Annotated in this window: 17 protein-coding genes; 3 read left to right on the top strand and 14 right to left on the bottom strand. The window is 39.4% G+C overall.

The window, feature by feature from the left end:
- Positions 1-13: 13 nt before the first annotated feature.
- Both BUC12_RS03935 and BUC12_RS03940 read right to left on the bottom strand, forming a co-directional pair.
- Positions 14-1,339 (bottom strand): type II toxin-antitoxin system HipA family toxin, encoded by a 1,326-nt coding sequence (locus BUC12_RS03935; RefSeq protein WP_062176662.1) that lies wholly within the window; start codon positions 1,337-1,339, stop codon positions 14-16.
- Between the two features lie 3 nt (positions 1,340-1,342).
- Complete coding sequence (locus BUC12_RS03940; protein WP_062176659.1) at positions 1,343-1,699, bottom strand: helix-turn-helix domain-containing protein; 357 nt, start codon at positions 1,697-1,699, stop codon at positions 1,343-1,345.
- A 498-nt stretch (positions 1,700-2,197) separates the two neighbouring features.
- Between BUC12_RS03940 and BUC12_RS03945 the strand changes: the two genes are divergently transcribed.
- Positions 2,198-2,518, top strand: coding sequence for a hypothetical protein (locus BUC12_RS03945; RefSeq protein WP_062176656.1), 321 nt, complete (start codon positions 2,198-2,200; stop codon positions 2,516-2,518).
- A 196-nt stretch (positions 2,519-2,714) separates the two neighbouring features.
- Positions 2,715-4,505 (top strand): DUF6035 family protein, encoded by a 1,791-nt coding sequence (locus BUC12_RS03950; protein WP_062176653.1) that lies wholly within the window; start codon positions 2,715-2,717, stop codon positions 4,503-4,505.
- Position 4,506: 1 nt separating this feature from the next.
- Here BUC12_RS03950 and BUC12_RS19980 read toward each other — a convergent pair whose 3' ends face one another.
- From BUC12_RS19980 to BUC12_RS03960, 3 genes are all read right to left on the bottom strand, one after another.
- On the bottom strand, positions 4,507-4,662 hold the full coding sequence (locus BUC12_RS19980) for a hypothetical protein (protein ID WP_157257493.1): 156 nt from the start codon (positions 4,660-4,662) through the stop codon (positions 4,507-4,509).
- Positions 4,663-4,759: 97 nt separating this feature from the next.
- The gene (locus tag BUC12_RS19850; RefSeq protein ID WP_139261996.1) at positions 4,760-4,948 is read right to left on the bottom strand and encodes a hypothetical protein; all 189 of its coding nucleotides are present in this window, start codon (positions 4,946-4,948) and stop codon (positions 4,760-4,762) included.
- A 116-nt stretch (positions 4,949-5,064) separates the two neighbouring features.
- Positions 5,065-5,304: a hypothetical protein gene (locus BUC12_RS03960; RefSeq protein WP_062176650.1), complete on the bottom strand. Its 240-nt coding sequence runs from the start codon at positions 5,302-5,304 to the stop codon at positions 5,065-5,067.
- A gap of 623 nt (positions 5,305-5,927) precedes the next feature.
- On the opposite strand from BUC12_RS03960, the gene BUC12_RS03965 reads away from it, so the two are divergent.
- On the top strand, positions 5,928-6,656 hold the full coding sequence (locus tag BUC12_RS03965; protein WP_062176647.1) for a GntR family transcriptional regulator: 729 nt from the start codon (positions 5,928-5,930) through the stop codon (positions 6,654-6,656).
- A gap of 173 nt (positions 6,657-6,829) precedes the next feature.
- Here the strand turns inward: BUC12_RS03965 and BUC12_RS03970 are convergent, their stop codons facing one another.
- From BUC12_RS03970 to BUC12_RS04010, 9 genes are all read right to left on the bottom strand, one after another.
- Entirely contained in the window at positions 6,830-7,990 is a 1,161-nt protein-coding gene (locus BUC12_RS03970; RefSeq protein ID WP_201780479.1) for an MFS transporter, read from the bottom strand.
- Between the two features lie 15 nt (positions 7,991-8,005).
- Complete coding sequence (locus BUC12_RS03975) at positions 8,006-9,115, bottom strand: DUF5005 domain-containing protein (RefSeq protein ID WP_062176643.1); 1,110 nt, start codon at positions 9,113-9,115, stop codon at positions 8,006-8,008.
- A 9-nt stretch (positions 9,116-9,124) separates the two neighbouring features.
- Positions 9,125-10,243, bottom strand: a complete 1,119-nt coding sequence (locus BUC12_RS03980; protein WP_062176641.1) for a DUF4185 domain-containing protein — start codon at positions 10,241-10,243, stop codon at positions 9,125-9,127.
- An 87-nt stretch (positions 10,244-10,330) separates the two neighbouring features.
- Positions 10,331-12,421: a sialate O-acetylesterase gene (locus BUC12_RS03985; protein ID WP_062176637.1), complete on the bottom strand. Its 2,091-nt coding sequence runs from the start codon at positions 12,419-12,421 to the stop codon at positions 10,331-10,333.
- Positions 12,422-12,525: 104 nt separating this feature from the next.
- Positions 12,526-14,028, bottom strand: coding sequence for a RagB/SusD family nutrient uptake outer membrane protein (locus BUC12_RS03990; RefSeq protein WP_062176634.1), 1,503 nt, complete (start codon positions 14,026-14,028; stop codon positions 12,526-12,528).
- A 185-nt stretch (positions 14,029-14,213) separates the two neighbouring features.
- Entirely contained in the window at positions 14,214-17,312 is a 3,099-nt protein-coding gene (locus BUC12_RS03995; RefSeq protein ID WP_062176632.1) for a SusC/RagA family TonB-linked outer membrane protein, read from the bottom strand.
- A gap of 21 nt (positions 17,313-17,333) precedes the next feature.
- Positions 17,334-20,081, bottom strand: coding sequence for a GH92 family glycosyl hydrolase (locus BUC12_RS04000; protein ID WP_062176628.1), 2,748 nt, complete (start codon positions 20,079-20,081; stop codon positions 17,334-17,336).
- On the bottom strand, positions 20,078-20,947 hold the full coding sequence (locus BUC12_RS04005; RefSeq protein ID WP_062176625.1) for a hypothetical protein: 870 nt from the start codon (positions 20,945-20,947) through the stop codon (positions 20,078-20,080). Before BUC12_RS04005 ends, BUC12_RS04000 begins: the two co-directional genes overlap by 4 nt.
- A 33-nt stretch (positions 20,948-20,980) precedes the next feature.
- Positions 20,981-23,665, bottom strand: a complete 2,685-nt coding sequence (locus tag BUC12_RS04010; protein WP_073357293.1) for an ROK family protein — start codon at positions 23,663-23,665, stop codon at positions 20,981-20,983.
- Between the last annotated feature and the right edge of the window lie 775 nt (positions 23,666-24,440).

The raw sequence follows: 24,440 nt of genomic DNA on the forward strand, positions 1-24,440 counted from the left end.
AATTAAAATCAGTTCAAAATTTAAAAGAATAGGATAGATTCATAGGTATTAGCGTCTTTCCAATCTCCTGTTTTTTCTTTTTATCTACACCTGCTTCTGTGGCATAAAGATCCCATTGCCGGACTTTATCGTAAATCTCATCGATTATCTCTCCCGCTTTTTTATTCCGGATAGACCGTCCGATCTTTATCAGGTCTTCTCTGGTAATATTATCTCGTTTTCCATTAATACTCAAAGCATGACGACTGACCCATTCACTTCCGGGACGATATGCATGGCAGATATCATAGGCAGGAGCAAGTTGCCAACGACTATCCTGTTTAAGGATGAAAGAGAAATTCTTGGTATGGTCGTCACAATTACGCGCAATTACATTAAATACCATTCGGCGAAACATCTGTTCGGCTTCAGCATATGTCAGTTTTAATTCACGCATAGTCTGGAATAATTGTTCATAACTATAGCTATTGATACGGTTATAATCAAAATGTTTCAACGCACAAAAAGTTTGTATATGGTGTTTCGTCCGGCTGCCTTCCCTGTCAAAACGCTTTGTCATAAAATGTGCCCGGCCGTTTTCTTCCAACAACCGGCAAGGCATCATTTCTATGCTGCAATCTACTGCCATCAGGTAATAAGCATACTCTACACGTCCGTAACCATGTGTTGCACCTAATTGGACCTCACTTACCCCATCCAATTTCAGCAGCCAATGTTCAAAGCCTTCCGGTGCTTTTGTCTGTCCGGAACGAACTTCTCCGGTTTTTTCATTATAGGCAATTACAGCTTTCGGACGTGCCCCTCCGGCCGAGGTTCCGATTTTTAGGATTTCCCGCATAGCTTTCTCTTCCCCAGACTTTAAGTTAGTCACAAAGGCTTCTTTCCTGGATAGCATTTTACCTGCAATCTCGACCAGGCTATCCATATCAACGGCAAACGTATTGATACTCTGTTTTTGCATTGCCGGTTCGAACTCCAAAGCTCCCATCCCTCTTTCTCCTATAAAGCATAACATCTCGATCGGATTCATGCTGTCTTCAGGGCGTCCTTGCTGAGCCAGCCATAAGTTGATCAGTTCACTACCATAACGGTCAGGCAGCATATCCGCTAGCAATCCCGGTAACCCTTTGAATGTATCATGTACCGAATCTCTTTCTTTGTGTAATTCGGGGAAGGAATATATTTTTTGTTCGGGTGTCAATGGCATTTTTAGAGGGGAAAGTTCCCAGCCTAATTTTTTGAAGCCCGGATCATACTCAAAAGATGCAATGCCTAATTTTTCATCCCAGGCTACAGCTCCAGCTGTTTGACCCCATATTTTTACGAAAGCTGTATTCATATCTTACCAGTCAATTTCATCATTAGTATCTTTGGATGTATTTTTGGAGGAAGAAACCCTTTGCCGTTTTTTCTTTTCAGCGCGGGCGAGTTGTAACGGGCTTTGCTGTTTTACAATGATAAATGCATCAATAACATATAATAAGTCTAATACACGTAATACCTGAATAAGTGTAGCGAGTGTTACAGTTTCACCTCGCTCCAGAAGGCTCAGAGTAGAACGGCTGATTCCTGCATCTTTGGCTAATGCATCCTGTGTCTTATTTTGTTCTATACGATGATGTCTGACAAATGTTCCTATCTGCCGGCTTATAGCATCATCACTCATAGCATTCCATTTGTTGTCTGAAATATCGTTCATTATAGTTTATTTATTGATTTAATGAATGGGATATAATGCAAATATAATAATTATATTTAATCTTTGTATTATATGAATTATTTTTCAGTCATTAATAAACATATAAATACATAATGACTGATTAATCATTCACAGCCTAATATTTTTTTGAATCTATTCTAATATATGCATACTATTCACATCTATAATACTACAAAATATGTAGAAATACGGATACAAAACATATATTTCAAAAAATTACTTCTATATATTTGTCCAAGTCTTAATAAATTCATTTTTTGATTTGTTATCTCTCTAGAGATACATCTATGTAATGCTTCATAGCTTTAGTGAATTAAATATAGCCATCACAAATCAAATATTCGGCAGTTATTCTTATTTACTGCCGAATATTTGATATATATTTACATTTTAAATGACAACTAAAATGAAGGAATTTATTATGTTTCGAGTCTATCTAGAAGCATAATAAATGATATACGATCTCGTAAAGAAAGTATGAATATTTGCTCTCTTTCAAAAGAACGAAATCATCCTTTATTATGGGCACATTATGCTAACGGTAGTAGAGGAGTGAATTTAGGTGTAGAAATTACGGGGCATAACCTAATTAAAAGAAAAATCATTTATGGAGGCACACCTTTGATCGATGATTGCATAAATACTAGCCATACGGCCTTGGAAATATTAACCCACAAATTATATTATTGGGATTATGAAAAGGAGGTTAGAATATTTAATGGCAATAATACACAAATAAAAGTTCTTATCAAAGAAATTATCTTAGGTAAAAAATATCATCTCATCATAAAAAGCTAATTAAAAAATTAGCAATTTTACTTATTCCTGATGCACAAATAATAGATTATAATAATATATAGCAAAATCCTATCATATACTTCATTGAATGGTAATAATTAATCTTAACTGATAAAATACATTTTGAAATATAAGATTATATCATTGAGCAAAAGGAATAAGAATCATCTATTATATAACCAAAGTATAATGTATTATGGATAACAAACATCCAACCATTGAAGAAGTTATAAGACAAGAGGATGGTCAATGGATTATCATTAAAAGTGTAGATTCTTTCAAAGACCAACATCTACCTAAGCGAAAATTAGAATTATTCGAGATCAGGCAGCATATTATAAATGAACTAAAAGAAGGGCGTGCCCCATATATCTGTTCCTGTTGTAAAATACCTGTAAAAATAAGTGGGGGAGCTCCGGGAGAAGGTACACAATCTCTCCATTTTAGACATGCACAAAGGAACTCTAACTGCATATATAACGATCCAAGTAAATATACACGGGAGCAGATTCTGTGTATGAAGTTCAATGGAGCAAAAGAAGGTTATAAGCACGAATATTTAAAAAATACAATAGCTTCTATACTTAATGAAGATATGAATTATCTTCCATTGAAAGTAGAAGTCGAAAAGGTAGTAAGGAGTCAACAGGTATCGAAAGAGTGGCGTAAGCCTGATATCAGGGCTATATATCCGGACAAAAAGATTGTTTTTGAATTACAGATTGCATCTACATTTGTTGATGTTATTTTAGAACGTTCCAGTTTTTATAAACAAGAAAAATCATATTTAATATGGGTACTGGACGAGTTTTCCACAGATTTGAAAGAACAGACTTTTAGCCAGACTGATATTTTGGTATCAAGCAACTACAATGTATTTGTTTTTGATAAAGAGATGGAAGAACTGTCAACAAAGAGTAATAGGCTACATCTAAAGTGTAATTATGTATATCATACCGTTCAAAGAGACAAACTATCTCCTCCTTTATGGGGCATAGAAATAATTACGCTACAACAAATACATTATGATAAAAAGTATCGAGTATATTTTTATAATACAGAAGGCAAAAAGGAAGAACTCCTTGAGGAAATTGAAAATAAAACACAAATAGCTGAAGATCAATCTGCTATTGATATTACAGATTATCACCCCGCTCAATATTATTTTCAAAGGAAACGAAATATTCAAATAGAAGATTTAAGATTGATAAATGAAATCCGATCTTGTGAAGAAAAAAATGAATATGGAAAGATTGAAGCCGCATTTAGAAGGATGGATGACTATGACCTAGGCTCGTTTTCCTTTCTAATACAGGATTTAATAACTGATTACTATTTTAATTCTAAAAGTTTCTATTTTCTTTGTTTTATATTTCAAGAATATCGATTACACATAGACCTTAATCAATTAAATGATGAGAAATTTGGGTATTCGCCATTACGGACGCTCCTTGTCCGGGGATTTGAACAAAATGTATTTTATAATTTACTCCAATCATTCTTTGTTCGCGGTTATATTCCTGAAGAAGAAGATAAAATTACTATTTCGTCATATATAAGGGAAAGTTTAGAGAAAAACTTATCTGTTGATACTGATTTATTAATCCTGGAAAGGTATAGTATTGCATTACAGTATATCAGACTTTTTGAGTCAGAGTTAAAATGCTTTAATATATTATATAATTACAGGACTAAACATTTTATATTAAGAGTCTTATCAGTTTTAATCAATCAAATTATCGGGACAAAACAGAAGAGTTTTAGTGCAATAGTCAACGATATAATTGTAAATAACCTCGAATATTCTCATTTATTCATAATAGCTATGCAGTCTGCAAGGGGAAAGAAAAATGATTATGGTAAGAATGGAACAAAACTATTAGTCCGATTCGATAAAAGTAAAATAAATCATGATTTGGATGATGTATTCCAAGCTATTTTTCCAAATATTCCATGGAAAGAAAAAATAGAAACCCTACTCAATTGAATTAGGGTTTGATTATAGTTTTTATTTCTTTCATTAAACCTGTTAGAATTCTTTCTTGTTCAGGATATGAACACTCTTCAAGAATTTTATTAGGATCATTTGCTGCTTGAAAAACTCCTATTTCTGTAAATAAGCAAGGAGATAAAATAATAGGCATAATCTTAGTTCCTTTTGTACTCGCATTTTTAAGTTAAAACAAAAGCCCGAACTGAAATCTTTCAATTCGGGCTTATTATTCTCTGAATAAATTTACTTTATTCTTTTATCTTTTTTAGGTTTGTTTCAGGAACTTGACGGCAATCCCAAATATCATATATGTAAACTGTATTACTACCGATGTAGTATATAACTTTATATGTGCCTGTTACAACAAGTGAACGGTAGATTATAGGCTCATCTTCCAACAATAGTTCTACAGCAGCCATTTGAGGAAAATCCTTCAAATTTTCTACCGCTACTCTTATTTGTCTGACTATTTTACTTGCAGAACTTTTACTATATTCTCACTTATAGTATTCAGCTATTTCTTTTAAACTCTCCTTTGCTGGTGCAAGCCACGTTAAAACCATGTTTCAACTTCTTTCATAAATTCTTCATGCGAGGTTCCACCTCCGTTTTCCGCCTCTTCACGACCTCTAGCCAATCGCTCTTTCGATTCCTCCAGTGTATATTGGCAGGGCATAGGCTTTTCAGCACCTTTTAACTTACGGTAATAGGCTTGCAGTTTTTTCAAGATAGCAGTGTTTTGTTCATTGTCTATCTCTTTTAGTATTTGTGCTTTTAATTCTAAAGTGGTCATAGATGCCTTCTTTCTTATTTATGATGCTATAAATATAATCAAAAATACTGATTTCAAATATTTGTTTAATTAAGAAAAAAGGTTTAGATTTGAACCTATATTGTTTGGCACGCAAAAGACAGACAAGAGAGACAAAAAGGCGTTTTTGTACACTGCGATTAAGGGTATTTGAGTATTGATTTATAACAAGCTGAAAAAGAGCCGATAAAAGGTTGAGTAATTTGTTTGAATTATCAGCAGCTCAATAGGCATTAGATAAACAGTTAATAATCAGTATATTGCAAATGTAATTTTTAATTCGTACCCACGCCGTACCCATCGTCATTTTAACACTTTGCAAGAATCAGGCTATCAGTCTGTTATGAAATAAAGTTCCGATACAAACCGGATCACAAATTAGACTAGCAAAAAGAAGTAAATTCCTGACTTTCAATGAAAGTCAGGAATTTTTGTTTTACTGCTTTAGGTGAAAAATTGCATTTTAAAGCAGATACTGGAAAATTCTACAAAAAACCCCTACTGTATGTTCATACATTTATAGTCATGCAAGTACATCTCTCTTTTTTTTATCAATATTTTTGTGTTAATTTGTAAAATAATCCGAACTTTCAACAATTAGTGATATGAAAATTGAAGTTAACAGAGACAGTTCAAAACCCCTTCACGTACAGGCCGAAGAAATTTTGAGAATATTAATTGAGCAGGATGAGTATAAGAATGGAAAGCTACTACCTAAAGAAATAGAATTGTCCGAACAATTAAACATTTCCCGAAACACATTGCGACAAGCAATAAATAAGCTTGTGTTTGAAGGACTTCTTATTAGAAAGAAAGGATTTGGAACAAAGGTTGCCCACAAAGGTTTTGTGGGAGGACTGAAGAACTGGTTGAGCTTTTCTCAGGAGATGAAGATGCTTGGTCTCAAAATCAAAAATTTTGAACTGTTTGTAGGATACCAAAAAGCATTCAAAGAGGTTGCCGATTTTTTTGAAATAGAAGTGGATGTCAGATGCTTAAAACTTGAAAGAGTACGTGGAAGCGAAGAATATCCGTTTGTATATTTCATATCTTACTTCAATCCCAAAATACCATTGACGAATGAAGAAAACTTCAATGTCCCGTTATATGAGATTTTAGAGCAAAACTACAATGTAATTGTAAAAACATCGAAGGAAGAAATATATGCCCGGTTAGCAGGCGATTTTATCGCCGACAAACTCGATATTGTAGCAAACGACCCTATACTTGTACGTAAACGGTTTGTTTATGACATAAATAATGTCCCTGTTGAATATAATATAGGATATTACAGAGCTGATAGCTTTACATATACATTAGAGGCACAGAGGTAATTATTTTAGAGGGGTTCGAATATATTAGAGTATTTATTCTAATTGCCCGTACAACAGGAATCCCTTTATTTTGGATAATAACTAACTGAACAAAAAGAGAGTCTCGCATTTATTTCTTAAATGCGAGACTCTCTTTTTGTTGTAACTTTGTTATGCAGAAGAAGCTCCATATACTAAGCTTTCTTTGCATCACTTAGCATAAACGAGCATAATAATAGATAAGTGGCACAACAACATATAATTATAACAGATCCTATCTGATTACCCATATAATCGCTCAATCCCCCCATTAATAGGGGAACTAATGCGCCACCTGCTACGCCGGTAATCATTAAGCCTGAAATTTCGTTGGCCTTCTCGGGCATTTTTTCCAATGCGAATGAGAAAATGATCGAAAATACGCTTGCACAGGAATATCCGCAGATAGCAATCAGGGACAAAATAATTACTTTATCTGTCGCAAAGATCAGTGCTACAAGAACCGCAACGGCTATAACCATGGAAAGGCGGAAAAATTTGGTTGGTGAAACTTTTGTCAACAAGATAGCTCCGATAAATGCTCCTGCTGTACGGAATCCAAAGTAAAGACTTGTACCATATCCGGCATCTTCCAGTTGCATACCTGAACGTTCCATCAAGAGTTTGGGTGTTGATATGTTTAAGCCGACATCGACTCCCACAACACACACGATTCCTAAAAATAATAGTAAGATGGTTTTATTGCCAAGTAATGATAGAACTTGTCCGAGGGTGGATACTTTCTGCTTGCTCTCATCTTCTTCTATTGCGGTTGCTTGCAACCAAATAGAAGATAGGATGGTAATTCCTGCAAAAACAGGGAACATCAATTGCCAACTACCCAAATGAGATGCCGCAAAAGCTGAGATAAATGGACCTGAAAAAGAAGATATAGCTTTAACAAACTGACCAATAGTCAAAGCTCCCGTTAGTTTCTTTTCGTCTACCACATTTGATAAAAGCGGATTGAGCGATACCTGCAAAATAGTATTAGCTATACCCAATAACGCAAAGGCCAATAGGCATGCATAATAATTATACATGACGAAAGGTACAAACAAGGCTATAATGGTAATTATATTACTGATCTGAACGGTTTTTTTTCGTCCTATTCTGTTCATCAGTATGCCGGTAGGGACAGAGAATACAAAGAACCAGATGAAAACCATAAATGGCAGGAAGTTAGCCATCGTATCCGTCAATGCAAAATCTTTCTTCACATAGTTGGACGATATGCCTACCACGTCGCAAAATCCCATAATGAAGAATCCGAACAATACGGGGAGCAATTTAGATACTGAATTTCGCTTTATCATAGAATTATCATTTGTTTATTTTAAAATTGTATCAATAGGCATCCAAAAGAATCTCGGCTTATAAAGTGTTGCATCTTTATACAAATCGAAAAACTCGAGGCAGTTAACATTATAACACATTAGGATACGTCCTTTATCTTGTATCTGAGGATGAGCCATTGTGTTATACGTTATCATTTTTTTCTCGGTCAAAGGTTCTGTTACCGAGAATATCTTTTTCTCATTGTAGAATGGACCTTCGGGAGTATCCGAAATAGCTGAGAATACATGGTTTTCACGGTCTCTTGTTTGAGTCACCAACACATATTTACCTTCGAGCTTAAACATATTAAACTGTTCGGAGACAGATGTTTTTACACCGTCGAGGGGTTGCGTTTCTTTCGGGTCAGCCGACCAGCTTTTACCATTGTAATATTCCCAATTTTGTAATACATTGTCTTTCAGTTGAGCGCGGGCAACATGTAGGGTGGCAAAACCTATGCTATCTGCCTTACTTCCATAGTTGTAAACATAGTTACCGTCGTCAATCACGGCGTGTCCGTAATGTACCTTGTTGATATTAGCTGCGGGGAAATTTTGCTTGTCGATTACTTCCAAGGTTTTGGCGTTCAACCTGAAATAGTCGCAAGTAATATAAGCGAAGCCGAACATATCGTTTTCTTTTGATCTATAAAATTCCGACATAAAGAGGTGTAGCACGCCGTCTCTTACGAATCCATGTCCAGGCCAATACCAGCAAACGGTGTCTTTCTTGGGTTCGGGTTGCAACCACGATTCGGGGTTTTCACGAGTTCCCCTGAAATAAGTTTGTATTGAGTCACCTTTCAGTACAGTGAATACATTTCCTATAGCCAATGGCGATGATTTATCGGGTCGTTTGTTATCGATTACGTCACCGAAAAAACAATCGCCCCACATAAACAGGCTTCTGCCATCTTTCAGGTCTATGGAGATAGATCCGTCTCCGCCTGTCACGCCCCCGCCCTTTTCGGGCATAATAATATCTATAAATTCGGGGTACATGGCGAATGCCGCTTTCTCCTCGGGTTGCGTCTGATGTTTACTTTCCTTACAGGAAAACAGACAACAGAGTGATGCTATAAAAATAGTCGCTTTCAGGTTCATAATATTAAGTTATTTGTTTAAGATTAGCGAATAAGGTACTCTGATAAAACGAGGTTTATAAATAGACACATCGTTAAACAAGTCGGGTAGATGATGGGTATTCACACAATAACTGATGAGTAATTTTCCGTCCACATCGTATTGCGGGTGAGCCATAGCACTGTATGTCCATATCGCCGAACCCAGATTCAGTTCGGGGGTCGAATATACTTTCTTCGGATTACTCCAATCGCCTTGAGGCTTGTCAGCCACAAAGGTGTAGATACCATCGGTGCGGATACCCCTGTCTTGTGTAACCAGAATATACTTATCATTGTGCTTGAATACACTGAACTGCTCCGACACAGGTACGGTAATACCTGCCATTGCTTTAGTTTTAGTAGGGTCTTTGTCCCAATTCTGCCCATCGAAATATTCCCACTCATTGAGTTTATCATTGATCAACTTCGCACGAGCCACGTGCAAGGGAGCGGCAAGTCCATCGGGAGCTGTTCCATAAACATAGTAATAGCCATTATCTTCAAACACACCAAAGCCGTAATGTACTTTATTTTTGAATGGTGCTTCGAGTTCTAACATGTCGATCACTTTCATATCAGGATAACTCAATCGATAATATTGCGACGCATGCCAGAAGAAATCCCAAATGCCATCGCCTGTTCTCACGATAACCGACATAAATACGTGTACGATATTGTTTTTTACAAAGCCGTGCATGGGCCACAAGAAAGCTATATTGCCATTTACTTTACCAATGTTTATAAGCGATTCGGGTTTCTGGGGAGAGCCTCCGCAGATGGTCGAAACTTTATCACTATCGAGCAGTGTCCATATGTTGCCAATAATTAACTGAGAGGTAGAGTCCCGCTTGTTATCTTTCACTTCTCCTAAAAACGAGTCGCCCCAAAGCCAGAAACTCTTAGTGTTGTCTATCGAAATGGAGATGGCTCCGTCTCCTCCCGTGAGGATGTCTTTCCCCTCGGGAAATAGCAGTTTCACCATTTGAGTATCGACACGAACTTCGAGCGAATCGGTTGGTTTTTCTTCCGTACTATTTTGCTTGCCGGGATCTTTACATGATAGCAAAGCCAAAGGACATAATGCTAAAAACCAAAATATTTTTTTCATAATTATAGGTTATAGAAGTTTATTTGTAGGGGTGAATCTATGTGTTCTTCGGATTTTTGATAAACACTATAGGTTTGGTCCTATGCTTTAAAAATACACGATCTCGGGGTCGAAATGCCTATCATCGGTAATTCCTTTCCACGTATCGCTTCGGAATGGGGCGAGAGGCAATCCCGCTGCATTCTGTAGATTGAGCTTACCCGGATCTTTCGACCAAGCGTAACGAACGGCTACAGCCAAATCTACTTTAGAAGAGCTAACCTCTATCTGGTTTCCTTTTACCAGCACATCATCTGCCCAATAAAATATGCTGTCTTTACCTGCTATAGCAAATCCTCCGATGGGCTGGGCTGCATCCACTCGTTTCAAAGGCGATGCAGATTGAACAGTAATTATAGCTTTGTTGTTTTTGAAAATAACTTGCTGGATTTGAGGCGGCTCGCATTCAATCTCCATCTTATATGTTTTTGCTAATGCTTGTAGGGCAAGACGCCGTCCTACCTCCTGTTTGTTTTTAGGGTGAATGTCGGCGGTTTCACCTATGTCGATAGCTACCGCCATTCCTGTGTTGGGTAGTTTCAGGGCGTAGGTTTGCGATTCACGCAGTTCTGCCCAATCACTATTCTCTGGATTCTCGGGTATCTTTTCGTAATTTGCCAATTGTACAAAATAGAAGGGAAGATTACCCTGTTTAAAATCTTGTCTCCAACCACTTATCATGGCGGGGAAAAGTGTCCGGTACTCATATCCGCGTCCAGCATTACTTTCGCCCTGATACCAGATAAATCCGGTGAGCGAATAGTTTAGCAATGGGTATATCATCGCATTATATATAACAGTGGGGTCGCCAAATGGATTGATATTAATGATCTTAGGTTTTGGGAATGTTTTCGAATCAATCGGAAAGTCAGCCTTGAATACCCAGTTGCCATTAAGAATATCTGTTGACCAAAACGGGTGATAATTGAATCCGCCCTTTCCTTCTACATTAAATACCCTGACTACAAGGATGTTGTTCTTCGGTTTCAGATATTTGATAGCGGTATAATAATCTGACCAGTTTTTGTGCCCGTATGTTTCGCCTATCTGATGCCCGTTGACCCAAGCGATGTTGTAATCTTTTACATAGCTGAGGAAAATATGAAAGGTACTGTCTTTGAAATTGTCGGGCAGGTCAAACGATGTTTTGAACCACACTGCCCCGTCGTAGTTGTCCAAGCCGACGTTGGCATCCTCCCAATAATTGGGGAATTTGATGGGCTTCCAATCCGAAAAATCGGTATCAGGCAGATACCATTTTTCATCCATGCCTTTGCCTTTTAGATAATATTGAGAATCCCAACCGTTTTTGCGGAGAGCTTCGAAGTTGCGTTGTATCTCCTCCTTGCTTTCCGTGTTTTCTTTCAGTTTATCTAACTCGCCATCGAATGCAGCAAATTGCTCCAACGATTGCATACTCATCCACGGTTCGATGGCTATACCCGACCAATCGGTAATGATAAGTCCGACAGGAATACCAATCTGGGGTTGAATATTCTTTGCAAAAAAATAGGCGACAGCCGATAAGCCCGACAGGTCGCTACCGATGGCTATTTTCCAATTTGACTTTGGAATTTCGGAATTGGGCACGCAATCAACCGTATTAGGTAAGGTATAGAAATGTATTTGAGTGTTGTTAGCTGTGGCTATTTCATCTTTCGACCAGGGGAAGTTTCCTACTGAAAATTCCATGTTCGATTGTCCCGAGCAGATCCATACATCACCTACGAGTATATTTTTTAATGTAAGGGTTTCTTCACCCGAAATAATGGTCATCGTGCGGGGCGCGCCCGTTTTAAGGACGGCTGTTTCTATGAGCCAGCTACCGTCTGCGGCAGCTGTGGTTTGGTATGTTCGACCATCGAATGTCAGTTTTACCGTTTTTTCGGGTTGAGCCTTCCCCCAGATTTTATTCTTTTTGTTGCGTTGCAATACGGCATCGTCCGTAAATATATTGGCAACAGACATTTGCTGAGCAGAAACATATCCCATCTGAAAAAACAAGAGTAAAATAATAATGTATAGTAACCGCATTTTCATGGCACTCGGTTTTAGTAGGGGCAGAGCTTTGCCCTGCCCGGGAAATGATAAATTATTATATACGGGACTGCCTAAAAAGTATACTTTGGAGTTAGTCATTGCGAGCTATGGCGAAGTAATCTATCCATTATTATGAGATTGCTTCATCGTTTTTCTTCGTAATGACATACCTCCGGGGCTTTTGCAACAGCCACTATAAGATTTTAATATCCTTCATTTTGAGACAATACTCCGTTCGAAACATTGCGGTCTCTATTCGGAATAGGGAACAGGTAATTGGCCTGGCGAGGTGCAACTCCAGGTTTCGCAGCTGCTACCAATTGGGTCATTTCTTCTAGCGTACACATACGCACAAGGTCGTGCCAACGGTGTCCTTCTCCGGCAAACTCTACGCGATATTCATTCAGAACTGCTTTCTTGAAATCGGCATAACTGGTGGCAGGTGTGTCACCTAATCCCGCACGGTGGCGTACAGCATTGATAGCGTCTTTTGCCGCCTGAGTCGGAGCGCGGTTAATCTCGTTCAAGGCTTCGGCTTTGATGAGGTACATCTCGGAAGTGCGCAAGTAAGGATATGTAGCATTAGACTCATTTCCCTTAGGCTCTGCCACTCTGTCCCAATATTTGCAAACATAAGGAGCGTCGAAGTTTTCGATAGAACCATCTGTATAAGTAAACGATTTGAACAAGCTCACGTTACGGCGTATATCGCCCGATTCATAGGCGTTGTACAGATTGTCGGTAGCAGCATCGTAACCCTGAGCATTGTTAGGTCCACCTTTGTCGGTATTCATTTTAGGTAACAAACGTACCAAAAATTGGTTGCCTTTCCATCCCTGACTTAATGATGAGCTAAAGTTAACTTCCCAAATACGCTCGCCCTTGAAGCGGTTTTCCAACTTAAATAGGTCTTCGAATGACCCCATCGGGAATGCGGGGATTACTGCATCGGCTTTCTGAACAGCTTTTTGAAGATAGTCGTTGTTCTTTTCCTTTTGTCCCAGCGTCACATACACTTTAGCCAATAGGGCTGATGCCGAAAGGGCGTAAGGGCGACCACCTCCAAGACGATCGGTGTATTTCAGATTTTTTTCAGCGAAATCAAGATCTTCCAAAATTACGGGATAGATCTCAGCTATGGGAGTACGGGGTATTCTTGCTCCCTCAACACTTGTTGTTGGTGAGGTATGCAAAGGAACATCGCCAAAGAAACGGGTCAACTCGAAGTAACATAATCCTCTAAAGAATTTTGCTTCGGCTATCAACTGGTTCTTTTTGGTTTCGTCCGTAAACGGTATGTTGGGAACTTTAGTAATCACCGTATTACAAGCATTTATCGTCATGTAAAGATCACGCCACAGGCATGATACCCGTGAGTTATAAGCATCGATTTGGAATTTTGCCACAGATTGAAATTCGGGAGACGATTGTTTCGATACCATATTATCGGACATCAATTCTGGCAATTCCCAAAAGTCGTTGTAAAACAAACCTCCGAAGTTATCGTCCCACAAATTATACTGGTCGTAGTCAGAAATCAACAAGCTGTATATCGCATCTGTAGCGTTGATCGCATCGCTTTCGGTTTTGTAATAATTTTTTTCGGTCATACTGCCTTTTGCTTCTTCATCCAAGAAATCGGAACAAGCCGGAAGTACCGAAGCGGAAAGCATAGCCGCTGCTAAATAAATATATATTTTTTTCATCGTATTTTTTTTTATTGTTTAGGATAGGGGCATATCTAAAAGTATCATTCAAATCCGTCATTACGAACTACGAGGTATGAAGCAGGAAGTGATCTACTTTATTTTACGAGATTACTTCGTCGTTCTTCCTCTCATAGACGAGTTTTTGAGGCTTTTGGGACGGCTCCCTACAAATTATTAAATACTTAAAAATTCATTTTAAGTCCCATCATATACAATCTGGGAACAGGGTATGAACCATAGTCGGCTCCCATACTCAGGTTATTACTTCCGAAGCGGCTCACTTCAGGGTCGTATCCCGAATACTTAGTGAATGTATACAGGTTCTTGGCACTAATGAACACTTGGAGCGAGTTGCATGAGAATTTCTTCAAAAGGTTCACCGGAAAGTCATATGACAAGGTGATGTCCTTTATTCTTAAATATGAACCATCTTCAACCTGATGGTCAGAGAATACATTCGTCATAGGTTGAGCGTTAGCTCTTGGCAACTCGTTGGTTGGATTGGTTGGAGTCCACCTGTTCAAAGCTGCAGTAGAGTTGTTTTTTGAACCATCGAAACTTTCTAAAGCAAAAGTGTTGAAGTTGGCAATAGAGTTGCCTTGTACGCCTTGCAAATAAAGATTCAGATTTACGTTTCCTTTGGTTTCGCCCAATTTAAGCGTGAATGTATTGTTCCATCCGTATGTGAAATCGGGATTGGCATTTCCCAGTTCATAATAGTCATCTTCGTTCAATACATTATTATGGTCTCTATCCACATATTTTCGATCTCCATAAGTAGCTGATTTTCCGGGGAAATTGGCTACTTTCGACAAATCATCTCCTGTTTGAACGATTCCGTCCGTCTTATATCCGTAGAATGTTCCGATAGGTTTATTAACCATAATTTTTGTCCAATCGGTAATACCCATGATAGAGCTACCTACTATACCGTCTTCGTTTCCGGGCAGGCTGGTTATCTTGTTGCGGTTCAAGCCGAATGTCAGATTAGAATCCCAACGGAATTTGGTGTTGTCAACAGGCACAGCGTTGAACGTAAAGTCAAAACCTTTGTTCTCAAGTGTTCCCACGTTTTGCATACTTCCAGTATACCCCATGTGATATTCTACGGGGACATTCAACAATAGGTCGTCTGTTTTCTTTAGGTAAAAGTCTGCAGACAATGAGTATCTTCCTTTAAGGATGCCAATATCGAAACCTGCGTCAAATTGAGCAGTTGTTTCCCATTTCAAATCTTGGTTACCTAATGCCCAAGGCTCTTGCCCTTTGATAATTTCATTTGTCCAGATATACGCTTCTGTTCCGCTCAATAATCCTTGTGATGAATAAGGGGCAATACCCTCGTTTCCTACCAAACCATAGCTTACACGTAGTTTAAGATTGTCAATAGAATTTTGGTTCTTCATAAAAGCTTCTTCTGATACCCTCCATGCCACAGCTGTAGATGGGAAGAATCCGTATTTATGATTTAGACCGAATTTCGAAGAACCGTCAATACGTCCTGTCAACGTAATCAAATAGCGGCTGTCGTATCCGTAGTTCACACGGGCAAGATACGATAGCATTTGCCAAGACGAGTAGCCGGTGCTTGCCACCTGTATTTTTTTGCCTTCCTGTATAGAATAGTATCCGAGACGGTCGTCATCTATACCTGATCTCGAAACTGTTACGGGTGATAATTCATATTGTTGAGCAGTGATACCTGCAACAGCGTTTACGTTGTGCTTTTCCTTAAATATTTTGTTGTAACTCAATGTATTCTCCCATACCCAAGTGTATCCGTCGGCTTGTCCTACGGTGGCTATACCTTCGCTGGCTTCGCCGCGCTTGATGTTGGAGGGAGCAAAACTTTGATCTTTGGTGTTGAAATAATCTATACCGATGGTCGATTTAAAGTTTAAGCCTTTGATAATCATAATATCGGCATACATATTTCCTGTCAAACGCAACGCTTTGTTTAATTGCTTGTACGTGTTAGCGTCTTGAACCGGGTTTCCTACCGCAGGTTTCGAAGTGTTGTTTTCATAAACGTATGAGCCGTCGGGATTTTTTACAGGCAGACCAGGGTTCATTTCCAACGCCCATGAGGTGATACTCGATGCAATGGCGCTTTCGTAATTGGTTACTACACCGTTAGATTGGCTGTACGAAATATTCATTGTATTTCCTACTTTTACTCTGCTGCTTAACTCTTGGTCGAGGTTGAAACGCAAACCGCCTTTTTTGTAATCAGAACCGATGATGATACCGTCTTGCGAAAAGAAGTTAGCCGATAGGAAATAAGCCGACTTGTCGCCACCTCCCGAGAAGCCCAATTCGTAATTCTGAATAGGTGCTGTTCTGAAAATCTCTTTTTGCCAGTCGGTACTTTGTTTTCTAAGGTTGTTGAGTCCCGCATAGATAAGTTTGCGGTCAATATTAGCATTATCAGCAGCTTCGTTGCCTAATATCGCCAGTTGTTCAGCGTTGAGCATATCCATTGTTTTAGCTACAGTTTGCAAGCCGTAGTAAACATTGATCGAGGTTCGCACCTTTCCTTTACTACCTCTTTTGGTGGTTACAAGTATTACCCCATTTGCCCCCCTGGCTCCATATATGGCTGTGGAAGAAGCATCTTTCAATACTTCGATAGATTCTACATCATTGGGATTGATAGAGGCCATCGGGTTCAACGACGGAGTGTTCATTGCTCCCGAAGTTGCACCTCCGTCTATGATCGGAATCCCGTCTATTACATACAACGGTTCGTTTGTTCCCATCACGGAGCTTGTTCCACGAACACGAATCGATGTAGCTGCTCCCGGCTGGCCCGAAGTGTTAGTTATCACCACACCTGCAGCCCGGCCTTGTAATCCTTGGTCGATGGAGGTGATGGATGTTTTCACCAAGTCACTCGATTTCACAGACGATATGGCAGCCGTTAAGTCGCTCTTTTTCATCTGTCCGTAACCTACTACCACTAATTCGTCCAAGTAGGTCGATTGAGATTTCATAGATGCTTTTATGGTCGTATTATTGGTCAATTTTATTTCTAAAGTTTCGTATCCAATGTACGAAAACACAAGATAATCACCTGATTTAGCATTGATTGAAAAATTTCCGTCTAAATCGGTTACAGTTCCGTTGGTCGTGTTTTTCACTACGACCGCTACACCGATAAGCGGCGTTCCGTCATCTTCGGTTAGAACTCCCGAATATTGAGTCTGTTGAGCGTATACGCTATTCGACAGCAAGGCGAATAACAGTATGCAACATATTCTGAATAAATTTTCAAGTTTCATGGTCTATTGGTGTAATGGTGTTTATTTATCTAAGCCCCAGCTTTTATTAGGTTGCGATCCCAAATAAATCTCTAAAAGTCCTCCCGCTGCGAATGTTTCGTGCGAAATGTTATATTTATTCAGTGGTTGCCGATTGAGCTGAGTTTTTTGGATATAGTAATTAGTTGCCGAGTTATTATAAGTCTTGATTCTGAACTCTTTTCCCACGTAATACGTAGGGTTGAGCTTTATTGTGATTTCATCAAACACAGGGCTAGTCAACTCGTAAGAAGGATTTTGAGCCGAAGTTCCTTGTACACTGAACAAGCCTAACGCCATCAGTGCGCTTACGCCGCCCATTTGACCCTGATCTTCGTCGTGTCCGCCATATCCCCTGTCGGGAGAAACTGCCCCGTAAGCTTGTGAGCCTACTTTCCGAACCCAATATTGAGACATCCATGGTGCACCTGCAAGGTTGAATACATGGGCATCCGAGCATCCGGGTTGATTAGCGTAGCTTATATAGCCGTTGCTGTAACCGAATACGAAGTCGTCTTTGTCCGACTGTTCAAAAGCATAGTTCAGTTTTTCGCAAAGCTTTTCGTTGCCTCCCATTAGTTTAGCTAATCCAGGTATATCTTGCGACACTGCCCATGTAGCTTGCCATGCATTGGTTTCTATCCAACCTTCACCGCTCAACGGGTCGTTATGTAACCACTGTCCTTTGGCGTCTTTAGGCATAAGCAGTTGTAACTGCGGATTAAAGAGTTTTTTCCATCCTTCGGAACGTTTTTGGTAATAAGCCGCATCTTTGGTCTTACCCATTTTGGCAGCCATTTGCGATAGCGACCAGTCTTGGAATACCGCTTCGAGTGTGATTTCGGCGTTTCCGGGATAATATCCGTTTTTGATATAGAATTCAATTTCTTTTTCAGGGCCTATCATTCCGCCGGGCTTATGGTTTCTCACCATCGCTTCATAAGCCTTTTCGGGGTCTACCTTGGTCAGCATGCCTTTTTGGTATGCACTAGTGATGAGGTTAGTGGCAGGACAGCTTGTCATAATATATGAATATCCGCCTGCGTTAGGGCCTCGGGGCAACAGTCCGCCATTGTCAGCATATTGCACCAAGCAAGCCGCAAAGTCGTCCAATACTTCAGGATAAGCCAATCCCCACAGTATATTCAAATTCCATTGAGTCAACCAGAAAGCATCCGAATTATACATATGGAAGCGTGATGTTCCGTCCGGGTTCTTTGGCAATGTTCGAACAATCAATTTGGCATTAACTGTTGCGTTTCCTACACGTTGTCCTTGAGTATAATCGGGATAGTCCCCCGAAACATCATCGAGTTTGTGTCGTCCGAGCAACACATGCCACATATCGGTATAGAACTTAATTTGCTGTTGGTTGCTGCCACCTTTCACATCGATGCGCCCCAACATGTCGTTCCATTCTTTGAGGGCATCGGCTTTTACAGCATCGAAGTCCCATCCGAATTTGTCGCTGTCCATATTTTTACGGGCGTTTTCGATATTGGTGTACGATACGGCAAATTTAACCTGTATTTCGTCGCCTGCTTTTACATTGTAAACGGCGTTTACTCCACAGTTAGGGGCATCGTAATAACTTGCTCCCTCGTTTTTAGCTGTTTTTTCTTTTACCCCTTGATGGGAGCTGATGTTCTTCAGGATTTCCTTGTCGTTCCATCCATTCATTTGTTCGAAAGGTTTGTCAAGCTTCATTACGAAGAATATCCGCACATTGTCCGGCCCTCCCCAAAAACGCCCTGTGGTATTTACCGACCCTTCTATTTCAGTGTCGCTTACTTTGGTCACACGGCAATCATTCATGGTGGAGGTAGACAAGTAACCGCCCAAGTTCAACAGGATGTTTGATACGTTATCTTTGGTATAGCGCAATTTGTAGTGGCTTACCCGGTCGGTAGCCGTTTGCTCTACCCAAATTCCGTAATCTTGGAGGAATACTCGGTGGTAACCGGGTTGAACAATCTCGCCGTCATGAGAGAATGTCGATTTCCAATTTTGTTCTCCTGCTACGGGATTTACGTTTCCGGTGGTAGGCATCAAAGTGATTCCTGAAAGCATCCAGCAGTGTACTTGAGGAAAACCGAGTATATCGAGCGAGTTATAGTTATATCCGCCTCCGTACTGGTTTTTATTGCGTGTTAGCGGCGCAGCACTTATCATCCCGAATGGGCGGCTTCCGGTTACGAAGAAGAAATAACGTCCACGAGCCGATTCTACATAAGGGTCTACTTTAGACACATAATCGGTGTAATCTTCGGGTGCAGGATATACTTCTATTTCAGATAGTCCGACGTTTAAGCCATCGGCATCGGTAGTTTCAAATTTTACCCAAGTTACCTTTTTGGCCGGAAAATCAACAGCTTTGGCTTCTCCCCCGTTGGGTATTTGATTTACAAAAATGCTGCTTCCGTCGCTAAAGTGTAGTGTACCTCCCGCAGTATGGCTTTGCAGTATCGAGCGATCGTATATAATAATACGGTTGATGTTTTGAGGCTTGTCCCAATCGAGCTTTATCCAAGGGTAGTCGATGGCTCCCCATGGGGTTTGCTTGCTTGCCGACGCCCATTCGCCTTTGTTTTCTATTCCTATCAATCCATCGATAACGTTTTGAGCGGAATAGGAGGCATCTTTTTCGGACGAAGCCGTCACTTTCGCTTTCGGAGCGATATTATACGGTCCGGCAAAGGCACAAAGGTTAGCTGCCGCAAATAAAATTATGGTAAATATTTTCTTAATCATGGTATTGTTGTTTCTTTATATGTGCCGGGATTACACGGTGCCCAATTGTAGTCTGCGGCATTTTGCCCCCTGTAAGGCGTAAAGTCCGCAGTTTTGGGAATTGCTACATATCTTTGTACAATTGGGGTTTCGGCAGATAGCCCTAACCACGATAAGTCCATAGTGGTAGATAACCAAAGGTCTTCACCTTCGAGCTTCGCCACTTTCCATGTGTCATACACGGGAGTTGTAGAAAGGAACCCGAATTTGATAAAGGACAGAGAATCCACTTTAGATTCACTTCCTATGATCTTCCATGAGCAGTATTGGTTCAATTCCTCAAGATTGACCGGGCCTGATGCCCCCCAGTCATATTGCCACGAGTAATCGGGGTTCAAGCGGTACACATTGTCCCATAGCTTATCATTCACGGTATTTGTACCGTCGACGGTTTCAGCCGTCAGTTTCCAATCATATTTGGTAAGCAACGGGTAACCCGAGAGACTTACTGACACAACCAAATCCGAAGCGTCAATCAATTTACCCCCGGCATCATATCCGCTGAAGGTATATACCAAAGACCCGTTTTCATCTCCGGAAAGAATCATTTGAGAGAAATCGTACCCAGATGATGTTCCGTTTACGGTAACTTCGGTTTTGTAATCAGTATTGGTGATTCCATCAATCGATTTTGTAATTACCAATTTAGCAATGCTGTTATTGGTGAAATTTACTCTGGTTTTGATGGTGTCACCTATTTTTCCTGATGCAGTGAGCTTATCAAGCGCTACAGACGAATCGACGTGTATGCTTTCGTTTTTTGCACAGGAAAAAATGGCGAAAACCATGCACAGAGTACATACGATAATTTTTGCTACATTTTTCATTTGATTATTGTTTAAAGGTATTAGGTCAACTTTTTATTTCACGAATGATTTTACCATCATCGCTTGGGTATTTCCTTCGTTTATTATCTTATACGATTTAGCTGCCGCAGGTATTACGAATGTTTCGGCGTAATTAAATCGTTGTTTCATTCCATCGGCTGTTTCAACTATCACCGAAATTCCTTCTACCAGCATCCATACATGACATTTTCCATTCGTTTCGATTGTGATTTCTTTGTCGAAATTGTATCTGTATACATCGTAGAAATGTTCTGGGTGGGTGGGAAGATGTTCCAGGCAAAAACCATCTTTTAGTTCCATCACATAAGGTTTGCTGATCAGTTCGTCATATACCTTTTGTCCTTGGAGTTCGAAATTCACGTTCTTCATACCATGGTCGATATTGATAGGGCGTGGACGTCCGTCCAAATCCAGACGTACCCAGTCGTACATTTTGAAAGTGAATATATAAGGTGCGCTGCTTATCTCAAGCACCAAATTGTCTTTACCCGAAGCATGGATCGTTCCGTTGGGAATCAGATATAGATCGTGCTTTTTGGCATGGTATACTTGCACGTATTTTGTAATATCAATCTCCTTCGCATTTTCTTGACTGTAAACCAAAGCTTTGTGGAACTCATCGGGATTTACTCCTTCCTGAAATCCAAGATATACTAAAGGATCATTTTTCACATTTAATATATAGTATGTTTCGTCTTGAGTGAAAGGCATTCCGAATTCTTTTGCGATATACTCGGGACGAGGGTGGCATTGTACCGAAAGGTTACCTCCATCGAAAGTATCCAAGAAGTCGAAGCGTATCGGAAAGTTGTATTTGAAGCGTTCGGCACAGTCGCCCAATACTTCTTTGTAATTGTTGAACATCAGGAAATCGAAAGATACTTCTAAACGGAAGTTGTCGCTTTCGAACATGATTCCATTTTCAAGCACCATTAATTCGAATGACCATGCCAAGTTAGGAACATCCGTATTTAATTGTTTAATATTTTCTTTCATCCATGTTCCACCCCATGCTCCCGGTTCGAACCAAGGACGTACACGAAAGAAATTTTTAGACATGGCTGACAAACCTTTTCTCAAGTCATCGCCCGACATAGATAGGTAATTGTCGGGGCGTTGTTCGTCCACAACCAGATCAATTCGAGGAAGAATGTTTGCTTTGTGTTCGTTTAAAACAATCCAGTCTACAAAATAGAAGCGTTTGTACATGTTGCGTCCGTCTTCAACCTTGTCGGCTCCCAAGTTGGTAGCTGCTCCGGCTCTCATTCTGAACTGTAACTCATTTTTAGGCAGGTCTACGTAAATGAGTTTGCCGTTCCATCCCGCCAATTGGGCTCCGCAACCGATAATGATATTAACATCGGCGCTAGCTTCGGGTTGAATCTTAGTCAGTTTGTCTTTGTCGAACCAGTCTATTAGTTTTTTATCGGTTATTTTTCCGAAGATGGAGTCTTCCTCGCCTAAGTAGGGAACTAACATTTGAGCAATTTCGTCGGACGACTTCATTGCTGCATCAATATTTTTCCAAACGGCTTTCACGCCCTTTTTGATCAATATTTCGTTTATTTGCTGTATGAGTTCGTTCCAAAATACGCCGACATATCCGTCTATGATTACTGTTTTTTGTTCTGCTATATAATCAGCCAATGCTTCGGCGCCGCTTTTAATAGTTCCTTTTGCAAGTGGAAATCCGGGATAAATATCATAATCTCCCTGAGGAGTAGGCTGAGCCTTTTCGGGAGCAAGAAATTGAGTTGTTTTACGCTTGATGTTTTCCTTTTTTATCATGTCTTCTTTATTTAATTGTGCTTTTACATTCATAGCCGAACCTGTAATGGGGGCGATGTCCCATAGTTTGCAAATCTTCACTTCGGTTTTATCTATCTTTTGATTCTTTAGAATCGATTTCAAATTATCTAAAAAGAGATAGCTGGCTTTTGCTATGCTTCCGCCTATAATAAGTGTGTCAGCGTCAAATTTCTGTAACCACGGAGTGATAAACTCCGCTAGATTACTCGAAAATTCATTAAAAATATTTAATGCCCTTTTATCATTGTTTATTGCATATTCAGCTATTTCTTTTACTCCGGAAACGATATTTCCTGTTTCCGCTTTCCATCTTCCTACAAACCATCGGGTGGAGAAATAATCGTCGGCGATACTTTGCCCGAACGGAATATTGTATAAATAACCATCGGCAGGAACACTGTCGCTTTTCTCGGTCATAACATTTCCTTCTACTAAGAATGTACTTCCAAATCCTGTTCCAATAGTAACTATCAAACTCCTTTTACTGTTCTTGGCAGCTCCCGCATAATACTCTCCAAGAGCAAATCCTGTTGCATCATTGATGAATGAAACGGGTTTTGATCGGTCGGGAAAAGCTTGTCTGATAGTCTCCTTTATGTTTATTGCAAATAAAGAATCGTATTTTTGAACTCCTTCGATCAGCGATATTCCATTCTCATAATCAAAAGGTCCAGGTATAGCAATGCCGATTCCCTCCACATTACCTGTTTGCTGTAACGTTTGTGCTATGGTCGCTTTCCATACTTCTGTAATTTGCATGTAAGAAGCGTTTGAGTCCACCTCATTATTAATCAGCGAACCGTCTACGATCTTCCCTGTGTCGCCTTCTACTAACGCACAGCAAATGTGAGAGCCTCCAACATCTACTCCGATGTAATATTTCTTCATGTTTATATATGTATAGATGTATGATTGTATATGTATGAACATATATGTAAATGCAAAAGTGAAAAACTTTTTTATTATATCAAAATAAAATGGCATTTATTTATAGTTAATTTCTTTGTACTGTGTATATAAAGAGTTAAATAGTGGGTTATATATTGATTTTATAGATAAGAAGTAGATAGGTACTTATAGTTATATAGTATAGGTTTTATGACCATATTCTGCTTTTACAGAGATCATATTGTTTGATATAGATATTATTATGTAAGTACGAGGTAGAATTGGTCTTCTTTTAGTAAATATTACAGATTGCGTGGCGTTTGACTTGGTAGAGTAAACAATATTATTCTTATATTTGTTTTGATGGAGCATTTCTAGTATTATCTCTATGAAAGCAATGAAATACAGAAAGTTGATCCAGGATTCAGCTTCTTTAGGGTGTGGTTATATATAATATTTCGTGTCATGCCTGAGAAGTTTTATATGCTACGTTTCTTTCTTGATTTGTGCTTTGCAATGACAGCATTAATCTTTGTCTGTTTTACTCTATTTCTCAAGCATTTTTTTTCTGCCTTTACAAGCCTGATATCATTTTCTGCAAAGTTTATAGTTTGCGTGACTTAGTCTGCTTATCCATTTAGATAGTGGACTGCGGTAAACGGGTGAAGCTTACAATAGTCTTTTGTACTCCTAATCTACAGATTACTTTTTTTCTATATTATTAATGAATACTCTTATAGAAAATAGTAATAAAAATACGGAAATAGCTATTGGA

The sequence above is a fragment of the Indolivaga macrotermitis genome (assembly GCF_900128985.1).
GTDB classification, from domain to species: domain Bacteria; phylum Bacteroidota; class Bacteroidia; order Bacteroidales; family Dysgonomonadaceae; genus Dysgonomonas_A; species Dysgonomonas_A macrotermitis.

What these genes read in the sequence shown, in the direction of transcription:
- BUC12_RS03935 (WP_062176662.1), bottom strand. Translation starts at nt 1,339, where the DNA reads ATGAATACAGCTTTCGTAAAAATATGGGGTCAAACAGCTGGAGCTGTA.
- BUC12_RS03940 (WP_062176659.1), bottom strand. Translation starts at nt 1,699, where the DNA reads ATGAACGATATTTCAGACAACAAATGGAATGCTATGAGTGATGATGCT.
- BUC12_RS03945 (WP_062176656.1), top strand. Translation starts at nt 2,198, where the DNA reads ATGAATATTTGCTCTCTTTCAAAAGAACGAAATCATCCTTTATTATGG.
- BUC12_RS03950 (WP_062176653.1), top strand. Translation starts at nt 2,715, where the DNA reads ATGGATAACAAACATCCAACCATTGAAGAAGTTATAAGACAAGAGGAT.
- BUC12_RS19980 (WP_157257493.1), bottom strand. Translation starts at nt 4,662, where the DNA reads ATGCCTATTATTTTATCTCCTTGCTTATTTACAGAAATAGGAGTTTTT.
- BUC12_RS03960 (WP_062176650.1), bottom strand. Translation starts at nt 5,304, where the DNA reads ATGACCACTTTAGAATTAAAAGCACAAATACTAAAAGAGATAGACAAT.
- BUC12_RS03965 (WP_062176647.1), top strand. Translation starts at nt 5,928, where the DNA reads ATGAAAATTGAAGTTAACAGAGACAGTTCAAAACCCCTTCACGTACAG.
- BUC12_RS03970 (WP_201780479.1), bottom strand. Translation starts at nt 7,990, where the DNA reads ATGATAAAGCGAAATTCAGTATCTAAATTGCTCCCCGTATTGTTCGGA.
- BUC12_RS03975 (WP_062176643.1), bottom strand. Translation starts at nt 9,115, where the DNA reads ATGAACCTGAAAGCGACTATTTTTATAGCATCACTCTGTTGTCTGTTT.
- BUC12_RS03980 (WP_062176641.1), bottom strand. Translation starts at nt 10,243, where the DNA reads ATGAAAAAAATATTTTGGTTTTTAGCATTATGTCCTTTGGCTTTGCTA.
- BUC12_RS03985 (WP_062176637.1), bottom strand. Translation starts at nt 12,421, where the DNA reads ATGACTAACTCCAAAGTATACTTTTTAGGCAGTCCCGTATATAATAAT.
- BUC12_RS03990 (WP_062176634.1), bottom strand. Translation starts at nt 14,028, where the DNA reads ATGAAAAAAATATATATTTATTTAGCAGCGGCTATGCTTTCCGCTTCG.
- BUC12_RS03995 (WP_062176632.1), bottom strand. Translation starts at nt 17,312, where the DNA reads ATGAAACTTGAAAATTTATTCAGAATATGTTGCATACTGTTATTCGCC.
- BUC12_RS04000 (WP_062176628.1), bottom strand. Translation starts at nt 20,081, where the DNA reads ATGATTAAGAAAATATTTACCATAATTTTATTTGCGGCAGCTAACCTT.
- BUC12_RS04005 (WP_062176625.1), bottom strand. Translation starts at nt 20,947, where the DNA reads ATGAAAAATGTAGCAAAAATTATCGTATGTACTCTGTGCATGGTTTTC.
- BUC12_RS04010 (WP_073357293.1), bottom strand. Translation starts at nt 23,665, where the DNA reads ATGAAGAAATATTACATCGGAGTAGATGTTGGAGGCTCTCACATTTGC.